Annotated in this window: 8 protein-coding genes, 1 tRNA gene and 1 pseudogene; 7 read left to right on the top strand and 3 right to left on the bottom strand. The window is 64.8% G+C overall.

Annotation, left to right across the window (positions count from 1 at the left end; all coding sequences use genetic code 11):
• Positions 1 to 125: 125 nt before the first annotated feature.
• The gene (locus CS006_RS03465) at positions 126 to 1,391 is read right to left on the bottom strand and encodes an oligosaccharide MFS transporter (protein WP_165777213.1); all 1,266 of its coding nucleotides are present in this window, start codon (positions 1,389 to 1,391) and stop codon (positions 126 to 128) included.
• Positions 1,392 to 1,589: 198 nt separating this feature from the next.
• On the bottom strand, positions 1,590 to 2,615 hold the full coding sequence (locus tag CS006_RS03470) for a glycoside hydrolase family 43 protein (protein WP_100510341.1): 1,026 nt from the start codon (positions 2,613 to 2,615) through the stop codon (positions 1,590 to 1,592).
• An 851-nt stretch (positions 2,616 to 3,466) separates the two neighbouring features.
• Here CS006_RS03470 and CS006_RS10935 point away from each other — a divergent pair.
• The 7 genes and pseudogenes from CS006_RS10935 to CS006_RS03505 form a co-directional block, all read left to right on the top strand.
• A pseudogene (locus tag CS006_RS10935) lies at positions 3,467 to 4,447 on the top strand (serine/threonine-protein kinase); the annotation flags it as partial.
• A 2,143-nt stretch (positions 4,448 to 6,590) separates the two neighbouring features.
• Positions 6,591 to 7,535: a DsbA family protein gene (locus tag CS006_RS03480; RefSeq protein WP_100510343.1), complete on the top strand. Its 945-nt coding sequence runs from the start codon at positions 6,591 to 6,593 to the stop codon at positions 7,533 to 7,535.
• 231 nt (positions 7,536 to 7,766) lie between these two features.
• Positions 7,767 to 7,840: transfer RNA gene (locus CS006_RS03485), tRNA-Thr, on the top strand.
• A gap of 444 nt (positions 7,841 to 8,284) precedes the next feature.
• Positions 8,285 to 9,811 (top strand): aggregation-promoting factor C-terminal-like domain-containing protein, encoded by a 1,527-nt coding sequence (locus CS006_RS03490; protein WP_100510344.1) that lies wholly within the window; start codon positions 8,285 to 8,287, stop codon positions 9,809 to 9,811.
• A gap of 19 nt (positions 9,812 to 9,830) precedes the next feature.
• Positions 9,831 to 10,751 (top strand): 16S rRNA (adenine(1518)-N(6)/adenine(1519)-N(6))-dimethyltransferase RsmA, encoded by a 921-nt coding sequence (gene rsmA, locus CS006_RS03495; protein ID WP_423734826.1) that lies wholly within the window; start codon positions 9,831 to 9,833, stop codon positions 10,749 to 10,751.
• Positions 10,748 to 11,686: a 4-(cytidine 5'-diphospho)-2-C-methyl-D-erythritol kinase gene (locus CS006_RS03500; protein ID WP_100510346.1), complete on the top strand. Its 939-nt coding sequence runs from the start codon at positions 10,748 to 10,750 to the stop codon at positions 11,684 to 11,686. The genes rsmA and CS006_RS03500 overlap by 4 nt, the downstream gene beginning before the upstream one ends.
• 65 nt (positions 11,687 to 11,751) lie before the next feature.
• Complete coding sequence (locus CS006_RS03505) at positions 11,752 to 12,387, top strand: LytR C-terminal domain-containing protein (RefSeq protein WP_100510347.1); 636 nt, start codon at positions 11,752 to 11,754, stop codon at positions 12,385 to 12,387.
• A 151-nt stretch (positions 12,388 to 12,538) separates the two neighbouring features.
• On the opposite strand, the gene CS006_RS03510 is transcribed toward CS006_RS03505, so the two are convergent.
• Entirely contained in the window at positions 12,539 to 13,951 is a 1,413-nt protein-coding gene (locus CS006_RS03510) for a CCA tRNA nucleotidyltransferase (RefSeq protein ID WP_100510348.1), read from the bottom strand.
• Between the last annotated feature and the right edge of the window lie 44 nt (positions 13,952 to 13,995).

Below are 13,995 nucleotides of genomic sequence, written 5' to 3' on the forward strand. Positions count from 1 at the left end.
GGCGGATACGTGACCATGATACCGACCCGAGTTCCGGCAACGAAAAACCCTGCGGGGCCTTTGGAAGGGGAAGGCCCCGCAGGGTGCTGCTCGCCATGCGGCACGGCGGATGGCGGAATGATGCGCTACTTGGCGATCTGCTCCGTCTTGGCGTCGGAACGCATGAGCAGCGAGCCGACGATCACGAACACGGCGATGAGCGCGGCGAGCAGCAGGTACGCGTGGTGGAAGCCGAGCGCGGTGTACATGTTGCCCATGAACAGCGAGAACACGGTCAGACCGATCTGCTTGGCGGTGCCGAAGCCGTACATGTACACGGTGGCGGAGAGGCGCTTGTCGAACACGCGGGTGATGTACTTCATGACGGAGACCAGCATGAACGGCATCTCAAGCGCGGCGAGCAGACGCCAGAACACCAGCATCGGGATGGTGTTGATGAACGCGCAGCCGAGCACGCGCACGAACAGGATGCCGCCGTAGATGAGCAGGCCGGTCTTGGCGCCGATCTTGTTGATGAGGGCGGGCATGAACAGCATGCAGATGGCCTCGAGCAGGATCTGCACGGAGACCACGCGGCTGAAGAACGTGGCGCCGGCGGTGGCGTCGGAGAAGAAGGAGGCGAAGTAGTTCGGGAACTGCTGGTCGAACACGTCGTACATGGTGGCGGATCCGATGATCAGCAGGCAGAAGCCCCAGAAGCTGCGGTTCTTGAAGATGGAGAGCCATTCCTCGCGGGTGATGGGCTCGTTCTTGGCGGCGTTGCCCTGCTCGTCCCTGACCTCGCCGGCCATGTGGTCGTCGGGCAGCTTGACGACGGTGAGCAGCACGAACAGCACGGCGGCGCAGAAGGTCATGGCCCAGAAGATGGAGCCGGTGTTCTTCGCCCACATGATGCCGCCGACGAACGAGGCGGTGGCACCGGCCAGCGAGCCGAACAGGCGTGCGTGGCCGTATTCGAAGCTGTAGGCGCGGGAGGAGCGTTCGTTATAGGCCTCGACCACGCCGACGCCGCCGTTGAGGCAGAGGCTCAGGTACGCGCCCATGACGACCGCACCGAGGATCTGGTTCGCGCCGACGAGCGGCAGGAACACCCACTGGAACAGCGGTCCGAGGAACAGGATGCAGCAGATGACGAAGTAGAACAGTCCCTTCTTCAGGCCGAGACGGTCCTGGATCGGGCCGAAGATCGGCTGGAGGATCAGCGCGCCGAACGACATGATGGAGAACACCAGGCCGGAGGTGGTGGTGTCCATGCCGGCGGGGCCCTTGAGCCAGTACGGCAGGAAGGTGAAGATGAGCTGCCAGACGGCGAAGTAGAAGAAGTAGAGTCCGCCGAAGTTCCAGAAGATGCCGCGCTTGAGCGACTGCACGAGCGAGTTTTCCTGTGCCATGTTTACTCGATTCCTTATATGGCCGGTATGCCCGATGCGCCTTGGTATGCCTTATATGGGCGGTTGGGCGGCGAGCACGCCGGCGATGCGAACGATTGGTCTTATTGGGTGAAGGTGCGAGGTCGGGTGCGGAGCGGTTCCCGGATGCGGGCCGTATGGGCCGGTCACCCGGGCGGTCCGATTACCCGAACGGTCCGATTACAGCGATTCGTCCACGTTGAGACGACCGTCCGAAGGCAGCACGTCCGTGGTGGCGGGCGTGAAGCGGGTGGCCATCTGCGGGGTGCCGAAGCGCGGGGTGCCGTCCTCGGCCCATTCGATGAGGCCCATGTAGGCGTGGCGGTTCGGGTCGAACAGCGGGTCGCCGAGGATCTCCACGTAGTTGCGGCAGTGGTAGATGAGCACGTCGCGGCCGTCGTCGGTCTTGGTGAACGAGTTGTGGCCGGGGCCGAACTGGCGCACGGTCTCGTCGGACGTGAACACCGGCTCGGGGGACTTGGTCCAGCTGGCCGGGTCGAGCAGGTCGGCGTCGGCGCTGGCGGTGAGCATGCCCATCGCGTATTCGGGGCCGGTGCCGGAGGCGGAGAACGTGACGAAGATCCTGTCGTCGTACTTCAGGACGGCGGGGCCCTCCTCCACGATGAATCGGATCTTCTCCCAGTCGAGCTCGGGCTTGGAGAGCATCACCGGCTCGGTTTCGAGCGTCCACGGGTTGGCCATGCGGGCGATGTACAGGTTGGAGTGGCCTTCGATGGCGAGGTCCTGCTGCGCCCAGATGAGGTACTGGCGGCCGTCGGTGTACACGAACGTGGTGGCGTCGAGCGCGAAGGTGTCCATGCCGGTGTCGACCTTGCCGCGTTCCGTCCAGGTGCCGGTAATCGGGTCGGCGTCGTCGCAGGTGAGGCAGAAGACGCGATGCTGGAAGGTGTCGGCCTGCTGGTCGATTTCGGTGGTGGGCGCGGCGGCGAAGTAGATGACCCACTGGCCGTCAACGCGGTGGATCTCCGGCGCCCAGATGAGTTCGCTCATCTCGCCGCTGCCGCTGTCGTGCTTGCGCCAGATGGTGTGTTCCTCGGCCGCCTGCAGCCCGGAGAGCCTGTCGGCGCGACGCAGCGTGATGCGGTCGTACAACGGGTACGAACCGGTGAACAGGTAACCGTCGTCGGTTCGCAGCACGTATGGGTCCGCGCGCTGCAGAACAATCGGATTCGGCAGCAATGCCATGATTCCTCGATTCCTTGAACTTCTCTTCGTATTCGGGCGCCGGCTTCGGCATGCGTTGCGTCATGCCGGCCCCCTCGTCAGGTCCCGGCATCCGCCGCCGCCGGAGTCATCGTCCGAACGACATCCGCTGATGTTCGTTTCAGGGATGCGGATGTGGGTGTACAGCGTTGTGTGCGAAGTCTTGAACTCGGCCGTGATTTCAAGACTGTGCACGTTCTCAGTGGTTACAGTATATAGCGTTTGCCAGCTTTTGCAAAAACTGTTGAGAGCGCTAACTTTTATCGGCGTGTCATGTACTGAAACCGTGCACAGTACTTGCATCAAATCCAGGTCCTGCGTCGATTCCGCAGGTCTTGACTGACTCGATACGACAGGTCCCGCGTTCCCGACCTTGACCGAATCGATACGCCAGCCCCCACGTCCCCGGCCAAACCGATACGACAGGCCCCACAGCCTTCCCCGACCGTCGCACACAACCAGCCGCCACGCACAACCGACCGCCCAAAAATCGGAAAAGCGGGCCTACGGCATCACCAAAATTGAAAAGTGGGTCTAGCGCATCGCGAAGAGTCGGTTTTCGGCGCCTATATATACTCCTTAGACCCACAAACCCCTTAATGAACGAATTTGCCCACGATTATTGAATGGTGCAGACCCACAAATTGATTTCATGAACAACTAGGTCCACAAAACCGTTTGAGTAGACCCACAAACCTCACGAGTAGACCCACAAACCCTGACTCCAGCAGAGGGAAATGCTTCGGGGAGCCCCACAACATCATCGAACATCGCGCGAAACTTGCGTAATAAAGCGACGCGGCACACGGCGGGAATCGAACATACGTGCCACAATGGGCGGCATGAGTGATTTGACTGCGCTGAATCTGGAATCGGGTAGCCTTGTCGGCGGCTATACGCTGATATCCCGCCTTGGCGGGGGCGCCATGGGTTCCGTATGGCGCGTCAAGGACGACGGCGGCAACATCTACGCCATGAAGATCCTGCGCGATTCGCTGAACGAGGACGGCGAATCGGACGGCGCCGCCGCATCCAACGACTTCCAGCCCGGCGCCGAGAACAACGCCGCGACGGCCCGCGAGCGCCTGCGCCGCGAGGCCGCGGCCCTGCGACGGGTGAATCATCCCGGCGTATGCCAGATCATGGATATGGAGCTTGACGATTCGGTGGCGTTCATCGTCACCGAACTCATCGAGGGCAAGAACCTGCGTGCCGATGTGGCGGCGAACGGTCGGTACGTGGCCGGCGACCTCGAACGTCTGACCCGAAAGCTCATCGACGCGGTAAGCGCGGTGCATCGGGCGGGCATCATTCATCGCGACATCAAGCCGACGAACGTGATGATCTCACGTACCGGCCCGGTGCTGGTGGATTTCGGCATCGCCATGGGTGAGGGGGAAAGCCATGTGACCCGTACCGGCCTGGTGATGGGCACGCCCGGATTCATCGCGCCGGAGATCATCGACGGCGCCGAATCCGATGAGCAGACGGATTGGTGGAGCACGGCGGCCGTGCTGGCGTTCGCCGCCACCGGTCAGCCGGTGTTCGGCACGAATCCGATGATGGCCGTGCTGGAGCGTGCGGCGACCGGTCACGCGAATCTTGCGGGACTGCCGCCACGCACGACGGCCGCGTTCCGCAGCGCCCTGGATCCCAAGCGCGAGAACCGCTGCACGCCCATGGAACTGTTGCAGGTGATCGAGCAGGATGCATTGACCCCGCAATTGTGGACGGCCGTTGGCGCCGCCGGTTCCGCCGTTGCCGGCTCCAGCCTCGCTGCCGGTACCGCCGCCTCGGCCGACTCGGCGTCCGCCGCGAGCACGCCTATCGGCGAGTCGAAGCCGCTTGCCCGGCCGCTCGCCGGCACGGGCGCGCCCATGGCCGCCGATGTGCCGCCGGTTCCGCTGCCGCCTACCGCCGCGGCCGGAAACATACCGACGCCGAACACCACCGAAGCCGGTGACGGGGTGATGCGCCCTTTTGGAAAAAACTCTTCCGAAACAGCTGACGACCCGGATGCCGGCATCGACAATCCCCGCTCGCTGTGGAAGGCGCTGGATGAACGCCGCGCCGCCGCAACGCAGCTGATCGATGTCTCGTCGGATTCGGATGCCGACCATGTCGACGCCTCGCCGGCTTCCAATACAGCGAATGCCGTGAATGCCGTGCTGGATAAGCCGGTCGCCCTTGCCGGCCAGACCCGCGATATCCCGACCATGGTCGCCCACGCCTTCCCGACGCTGGCCGCGCCGACTCTGTCCCCGACGTCAACGCCTCCGACGACGGCCGTATCGGCAACGCAGGTGCTGCAGGCCCCCTCATCGCCGGCAGAGACATCGATGGCAGAGGCACCAACGGCCGCGATGCCGGCAACCGCAAATGCCGCGGGCCCGTCGGGTACCACGGTGATGCCGCAATCCCCTGAAGCCGCCACCGAGACCCTGTCGCAAGCGGCGCAGCCGCCGCAGCCGGCCGTGGCCATCCGCCCGGTCGGACGCGAGCCGCGCACGTTTTCCGGCGCCGCGCAGCCACAGCAGTGGACGAACGGCGCGGCGAACGGCCGTGTGGTGGAATCCCATCCGGCCATGTCCGTGCCATCCGCCGGCGGCATGAGCCCCGACATCGCCGGCGTCACCCATGCCGCCGGCGATGCAGCCGCAAACGCCGAGACAATGGCCATGACGTTCGACCCGGAGGCCACCGCCGTGCTGACGCCTTCCGGTGGTATTCCCCGCGTCAGCAGTTCCACGGTTCCCGCAAATACGAGTGCCGAAGCGTCGCCGGCGACCGCGACCGACAGCGACGCCACCACCGTGCTGCCTGACGCACAATCGCCGTATCCGCAGCCGTTCCAAACACAGCAGCAGCCGCTGCGTCCCCAGCCGCGCGTCGCCTCCAACGACCCGCTCATCGGCGACCCAGTCGACGAGCCTCCCATCGACGGCGTGCCCGACATCACCGCACCTCCGATGCCACCGGCCCCCGAACCGCAGCAGCCCGCCATGCAGCCGTTCCAGCCGATGAGCCCGTATGAATATGTGACGGCCATGACCTCGTGGCTCATCCCCCGCGGCCGTATGCTCCTGTGTCTGCTCGCCGTACCGCTATGCCTGTTCGCCGCGGCCGCCCCGACCGGCGGACTGATCGTGGCCATGGCCACGCTGTGGCTGCTGACCACGGCCGGCCTATCCTGCCAGTCGCAGCTCAACCGCGAATCCAAGCGCGGCGGTATGCGCAAAGGCACCGACGGCGCCCTGATCGTCGGCTCCCTGCCATGGCATCTCATCAAGGGTCTGGCACTCACCTTCGCACCCATCGCCCTGATGGCCGCGCTGTTCATGGCGCTCGCCGCGTTCCTCGCCGTCGCGCTCGGCCTGCCGCAGGCCACGGTCTCCGTCGAAGTGTTCAGTCTGCCGATTCGCATCCCCGTGGTGGCCGGACGGCCGCTGTCGTCGTCAGGCATGATTCTGGCCGTCTGCATGGCGACCGGCTGGTTCATCGCCGCGCTCGGACCGTACTCGCGGCTCGCCCGGCTCGGCGCCGGCATCACGCGCGGCACATTCGGCTCTCCTCGCGACGCCCAAGACCCCGGCATCAACGACGGCGACATCAACGACTATCCGCAGTACCGGCAGCCGGACGACGACGAGATGCAGGACGCCGCGCAGGAGGCGCAACGGCGCAGCTGGACGCTCACCATCATCTGGACGATCCTCATCCTCGCCGGCCTGGCGCTGCTCATCACCGGCGACAGCATCGACTGGTCGCCCCTGCTGCTGACGAACGAATAGGCCGCCCTATAACCGCGGCTTATCGCCCACCACGTCGAAAACCTATGAGGGGCACAGTTCACGAGGCGTGAATCATCACCGTTTATTTACCTCCCGACGCTAAACTTTCCATTCGTAATCGAGCTGTCGCGCATCGTTCGCGACGTCATGAGGAGATCACCCGCACATGGCCAAGACCACCAAGAAACCCACGAACCGCAAGGCGAGGCAGGCCGCCGAGGCGGCGGCCGCCAAGGCGCGCGCCGAGCAGGCGCAGCGCGACCGTCGCAACCAGACCATCATCGGCGCAGTCGTCGTCGCCGTCGTCATCGCCCTGATAGCGGTCATCGGCTTCAACATCTGGAAGGCCAACCATCCCACGCAGGATGCCGGCGAGCTCAACGACGCCTGGTCGCAGGTCGAGGCGGCGTCGCCGAAGCCGGCGAACAGCACCGAGAAGGGCGGCTTCGTCATTTCGAAGAACGGCCTGAACAAGCCGGTCAAGGGCGTTCCCACCGTGGCCGTGTACATGGACTTCATGTGCCCCGGCTGCGGCGCCATGGAACGCGCGCTCGGCGACACATACTCGCAGCTGGTCGATGCCGGCCAGATCAACATCGAGATTCATCCGATGAGCTTCATGGACCGTTACTCCACCGACGAATACTCCACGCGCGCCGCCAACGCGGCCATCGAGATCGCCGAGAAGGAGCCGGAGCATCTGCTGAAGTTCATCACGCTCATGTATGCCGAGGACTTCCAGCCGAGCGAGAGCGACTACAAGCCGGTTTCCAACGCGCAGATCAAGCAGCGGGCCATCGACGCCGGCGTGAGCGAATCCGTCGCCGCATCGGCCACCGACGGCAAGCATGTGTACGGCGACTGGCTGAAGGCCATCAGCAAGTACACGCCGCTGCGTCAGGAACTGTGGAACGTCGAAGGCCAGCTCAAGGGTCAGATGAGCACGCCGACGATCACCGTCAACGGCAAGTACTGGAACCGCAACTCCATTCCGTCCGACACCGACCAGCGCACCGCGTTCCTCAAGGCCATCGGCCTCGACGCGAACGCCGTGGGCACGGAGGGCAAGCTCCCGTCGGTCGGCACCGACAAGGGACCGCTCTACCCGTGATCCCCGTCTGACGTCCCGGACCCGCAAACACCGGTGGACCCGCAACCCCATGCTCATCAATGGGTTTGCGGGTCCATGCATTTTCGGACTGCGGACCGATGATCCCGCAATCCCCCAATCCCTGCGGCGGCAAGGCCTTCGAACGGCCGAAGATGACAATATTCCCGCGTTTGGTTATACTTGCCTTCGTTCGATATCGTCGGACGGCATCGTCGTGACGGTCATGAACATGCCTCCTTAGCTCAGATGGCCAGAGCGGCCGCCTTGTAAGCGGCAGGTCGTCGGTTCGATCCCGACAGGAGGCTCCCATAATCGAACCCATAACTGAAGCAGCGAGCACCCTATGCGGGGGTTCATCACGGCGTCGCATACGACACACGTCGTGATAAGATTTCCCCGCGAGAGTAGTATGGTTTGTGAGATACATCTCATAAGCGCATATGCGTGCGTGGCGTACGCACGTTGGGGATACAAAGACTTACCGCGAGTAAGGACTCAGGAGCTTCCCCCATCAATACAGCTTCTGAGATATGGGACGGAGCATCCCCCAACCCGCTCCGTCCACGAGCGAGGGGCCGGATTCATCCCCCTTCTAAAACCGGCTCCTCGCTCTCTTTCTTTTTCAACGCCTTGATGACGACGCCCGCAAATGTGCGAATTTGGCGGCATACGGACCGCGAACCGCCGTCGTCAAGGTCGGCATCATACAATTGATTCCGTATGTTCAAGCGGTTTTTGGGAGGATTTTGATGGCACGTCGATGGACTCCACAACGATTTCTGGCGCTTCGTCGTATTCGTGTGGTGGCATGCGCCGTTATCGTGACCGTGGCATGCGTACTGGCGTTCTTCGTCACCACGCGCAAGACGGTGACGCTGGACATCAACGGCAAGACCACGACGGTGCAGACGAACGCGATGAGCGTCAACCGTCTGCTTCAGGAGCAGAACATCGCCGTGAAGACGCACGACATCGTCAGGTCCACGTCCGGCGACATGCTGAGCGACCACGCGGTCGTCACCATGCAGAGCGCGTACCAGGCCACCATCAACATCGAGGGCCAGGACGTGCCGTTCTGGACGGTCGCGACGAGCGCCGACCAGCTGCTCGGATTCTTCAAGGACAACGAGAAGGCCGCCTCCAAGGTGACCGTCGACATCAAGAACGTATACAACCAGCTCACCGGCGGCTTCATCATCAACAAGCAGGGCCCGGTCACCGTGGTCGCCGACGGCAAGTCGAGCGAGGCGCCGAACGGCAAGCTCACCGCCGCGTCCATCCTTGATTCCAAGGGCATCGTGCTGGGCAAGGAAGACCGCGTGAGCGTGGAGAACACGGGCGGCAGCAACACCGTGCTGCGCGTGCAGCGTGTGACCCACGGCGAGACCACCAAGACCATCGCCGTGCCGTTCGAGACGCAGACCATCGTCGATTCCAGCCTCGAGCCCGGCGAGACGGTCGTGCGTCAGGAAGGCCAGGCCGGCGAGAAGAAGGCGACGTACAACACCACGTTCGTGGACGGCAAGGAGGAGACCTCCATCCTCCTCAAGGAGCAGACCACGAAGATCGCCATCGACAAGATCGTCGCCGTCGGACCGGAGAAGCCGAAGGAGACCCCGAAGCCGAGCGAAAGCGCCTCCGGCTCGTCCTCGTCGAACGCCAACTCCGGCAAGGATTCCGACTCCGATTCCTCGACGAAGCCGAGCAGCGGCTCGAGCGCGTCGTCCTCCGCCAAGCCGTCGCAGTCGGCCACGGCAAAGCCCACGCAGACCGCGAAGCCGACCTCCAAGCCCACCACATCGAAGCCCACCGCCACGGCAAAGCCCACGCAGACGGCCAAGCCGACCTCCAAGCCGACAACGGCAAAGCCCACGTCGAAACCGACGACCGCGAAGCCGACCTCCAAGCCCACCACATCGAAGCCGAGCACCAACACCGGCAGCAGCTCCGGCAGCGGACTGTGGCATCCCTCCGCGGCCGCCGCACAGACCTACGCCAAGGGAGCCGCCGCACAGCGCGGCTGGACCGGCAGCAACTGGACGAACCTCGTGGCCCTGTGGAACCGCGAATCCAGCTGGCAGTGGAACGCCGAGAACCCCTATTCGGGCGCCTACGGCATCCCGCAGTCGCTGCCCGGCAGCAAGATGGCCGCGTTCGGCGCCAACTGGCGCGACGACGCCTCCGTCCAGATCAACTGGGGACTGTCCTACATCGCCCAGCGCTACGGCAGCCCGAACGGCGCCTGGGCCCACTCGCAGAGCACCGGATGGTACTAAATCGATGACCGACACCACTATGCCCGATAAGCCCAGCCATGCCTCGGCCGATGCCGCCGACCAGGCGGACGCCGAGACCAGCGGCCTGCTCGGCGCGGCGGACATCCGCCGCATCGCCGCAGACGCCGGCGTGACCCCCACCAAGAAGTTCGGCCAGAATTTCGTCATCGATCCGGGAACCGTGCGCCGCATCGCGCGCACCGCCGAGATCGGCGCCGACGACCAGGTCATGGAGGTCGGCCCCGGACTGGGCTCGCTCACCCTCGCCCTGCTGGAGACCGGCGCGGCCGTCACCGCGGTGGAGATTGACCCGCCGCTGGCCGAGCGGCTGCCACACACCATCGCCGAACGCATGCCGCAGGCGACTGAGCGCTTCGCCGTCATCAACCGGGACGCGCTGAAGGTCACGCCCGACGATACGCCGGCGCTGGCGCAGTCCGAATCGTTCACGCTGGTGGCCAACCTGCCGTACAACGTGGCGACGCCCATCATCATCACGCTGCTGGAACGCTATCCCAACCTTTCGAGCTTCGTCGTCATGGTGCAGAAGGAGGTCGCCGACCGCCTGTGCGCCAAGCCGGGATCGAAGATCTACGGCACGCCGTCGGTGAAACTGCAGTGGTTCGGCGAGGCCGAACGCGCCGGCGTCATCGGGCGCAATGTGTTCTGGCCGGCACCGAACGTGGATTCCGCGCTGGTGAAGTTCACCCGCACGCACACCGACCTGACGGACGATGACGTCGCCGCCCGCAAGCGCACGTTCGCTCTGGTCGACGCCGCGTTCGCACAGCGACGCAAGACCCTGCACGCGGCGTTGAAGAAGACGGTGCCGGCCTCGGCGTTCGAGACCGCCGGCATCGACGCCACGCTGCGCGGCGAGACGCTGACCATCGACCGGTTCGCGGCGCTGGCGGCGGCCGTGGAGGCCGATGCCTCATGACCGCGTTCGCCTATTCGCCTGCAGCCCCCGCTCCCGATTCCGCCTCCGCGGCGACCCGGCCGGGTGCCACCGTGCGCGTGGAGTGCCCGGCCAAGACCAATCTGACGTTGGAGGTCGGCGAACCGGTCGCCGCATGGGGCGGCCGTCATCGTCTCGACACCATCTACTGCGCCGTGGGCATCTACGACACGGTCACGGTCACGCAGAAGGAGCCGGACACCGGGTTCTCGCTGGACATCAGCGGCGCGTATCTCGGCGATCTGGCGCTCGACAAGGCCGACATGCGACGCAATCACGCGGTCATGGCGTTGTTCGCCCTGGCCGAGGCGGCCGGCATGACCACGGACGTGGCCATCAGTCTCGAGAAGCGCATCCCTGTCGGGGCCGGACTCGGCGGCGGCTCCAGCGATGCCGCCGGCACGCTGCTCGCGCTGAACCGGCTGTGGGGCCTTGATTGGGATGTCGAACGACTGCAGCCCGTCGCCGCCACGCTCGGCGCGGATATGCCGTTCTGCCTCAGCGGCGGCCTCGCCCGCGGCACCGGCTATGGCGAGCGCATCGAGCGCATCAGCACCTCCCACCCCGGTGTGGACGCCTCGCAGCTGGGCATGATGGTCGTCGGCGCCTACAACGCGCAGCTGAGCACGCCCGAGGTCTATCGCACGTTCGATGTCGTCGGCACGAACGCCGGCGAGGCCAATCATCTGCAGAAGGCGGCGGTCGCGCTGCATCCGCGGTCGGGCGAGGCCATCGCCGCGGCCCTGGACGCCGGCGCAAGCTCGGCATTCGTCTCGGGATCGGGCCCGTCCGTCGTGGCCTGCGTGCCGGACGAGCGCGCATCGGCCGCCGTATGCCGTGCGTGGCAGGCGGCGCGATGCGTCGACAGACTGTTCGAGACGTCGGCGCCGGTGACGCCGATCGTCTCCGAATGCTGACGAACCGAGTCAGGCATTCACGTTAAGGTGGTATCCATTACAGACAGCAAGCGGGAAGGTACGTCATGACGTCTCCGGAAGCCTTCGACGAGCGCAAGGCCCGTCAGCAATTCGTACGCGACAGGCAGAAGATCGTGTTCACCATCGCGATCGCACTGTTGGCCGTGATTCTTGTGGTGGCTTTCTTGTTCTATTTCGGTGTGCTCGGCAAGTCCTCGTCGGCCAAGGCCGCGGAGAAGCCGAACTACGGCGTCATCGCGCCGTGCGCGACGACCGATAACACCGGCACCGCCAAGACGGTGGCGAACGGCAACGTCACCGTTCGCGTGCTGAACGGCACCGACAAGTCGGGTCTGGCCAACGCCGTGAGCAGCGCGCTGAAGAACCGCGGCTTCGTGACCAAGGGCGTGGCCGACTACCCGGGCACCACCACGCTGAAGCGCACGGAGATCCGGTTCGGCAAGAACGCCATCAACCAGGCGTACACCGTCGCCGGTCACTTCAACGACGCCATCATGCGTATGGACGATCGTTCCGACAAGCTCGTCGATGTCGTCATCGGCTCCACGTTCTCCACGCTGACCGACGAAAACGCGGTGAAGACCGGCGCCGACCAGCAGATCACGTCGTTCCAGAACTGCGTGGCCGCCGACAAGATCACCAATCTTCCCAAGGCCGTGGACCACGCTGCCGTGAAGTAGCCACCGGCAGGCACGAAGCAATACACGTAGCCGGACGGTTCACGTGACCGCTGGCCGATTCGTAATCCATACGATATCGACCATCACGACGAAGGGCCTCTCATCGAGGGGCCCTTTCGCGTATCCGATCACATGTGATCACATGGGCGGCTCACGCCTCCTCGGCGTACCAACGCTTGAGCTCGGCGACGGCGGCATCGTAATCGGTCGGGCCGTTGTCGAGACGGAAATCGAGCATGTGCCTGCGGGCGCGGCCGACCTCGGGGCCGGGCTCGAGACCGAGAATCTCCATGATCTGCTGTCCGTCCAGGTCGGGGCGGATCGCGTCGATGTCCTCGCGCTTCTTGAGCTCGATGACGCGCGCCTCCATGTCGTCCATCGCGTCGGAGAACATCTGCGCCTTGCGCTTGTTCTGCGTGGTCGCATCGGCGCGGGTCAGGCGGTTGAGCCGGTGGTACAGGTGGCCTGCGTCGCGCACATAGCGGCGCACGGCGGCGTCGGTCCACGGCTCGTCGATGTATCCGTGGAAGCGCAGGTGCAGGGCCACGAGGTCGGTGACGTCCTCCACCACATGATGGTCGAACCGCAGGGCCTTGAGCCGCTTGCGGGTCATCTTCGCGCCCACGTAGTCGTGATGGTGGAAGCTCACCTTGCCGCCGGCCTCGAAACGGCGCGTGCGCGGCTTGCCGACGTCGTGCATGATGGCCGCCAGACGAAGCGTCAGGTCGGGTGCGGGCACGGGGCCGTCCGGACCGGTCTCCAGCGCGATGGCGCGGTCAAGCACCATGAGTGTGTGCTGGAACACGTCCTTGTGGCGGTGATGCTCGTCCATCTCCAGCTGCAGGGCGGGGATCTCGGGCAGCACCTCGTCGGCGAGGCCGGAATCCACCAGCGCCTCGATGCCGGCGTGCGGATTGTCGCTGAGCAGCAGCTTGGTCAGTTCGTCGCGCACGCGCTCCGCCGACACGATGGAGATGCGGTCGACCATGTTGGTGATGGCCTCGGCCGTGGCCGGTTCGATGCGGAAGCCCAGCTGCGCCACGAACCGCACCGCGCGCATCATGCGCAGCGGGTCGTCGTCGAACGACTGCTCGGGGTCGACCGGCGTGCGCAGGATCTTCTTCTGCAGGTCGTTCGCACCGCCGAACGGGTCCACGAACTCGCACTGCGGCACGCGCAATGCCATCGCGTTCACGGTGAAGTCGCGGCGGGAAAGATCTCCCTCGAGGCTGTCGCCGTAGTTCACTTCGGGCTTGCGCGAATCCGGGTCATAGGTGTCGGACCGGTACGTCGTCACCTCGACGCCGATCTCGCTGCCGTCCTCGCGGCGCTTCATGGCGCCCAACGTGCCGAACTTCCTGCCCATATCCCAGAATCCATGGCCCCACTTGCGCAGAATGGGCTCGAACTCCTCGGGACGCGCCGACGTGCAGAAATCCAGATCATGTGAGGGACGGTTCAGCAGCAGGTCGCGCACAGGCCCGCCCACCAGCGCCAGTTCATAGCCGTGCTCGTTGAACAATTCACCCAGTTCAATGGCCTCGGGCCACACCTCGAATCCCACGCTCGCTCCTTTCGCTTTGCGCAATCAAGCTTACCGTTACCCCA

Origin of the sequence: Bifidobacterium primatium (genome assembly GCF_002802875.1) — a bacterium.
In the GTDB taxonomy this organism is placed as follows: Bacteria; Actinomycetota; Actinomycetes; order Actinomycetales; family Bifidobacteriaceae; genus Galliscardovia; species Galliscardovia primatium.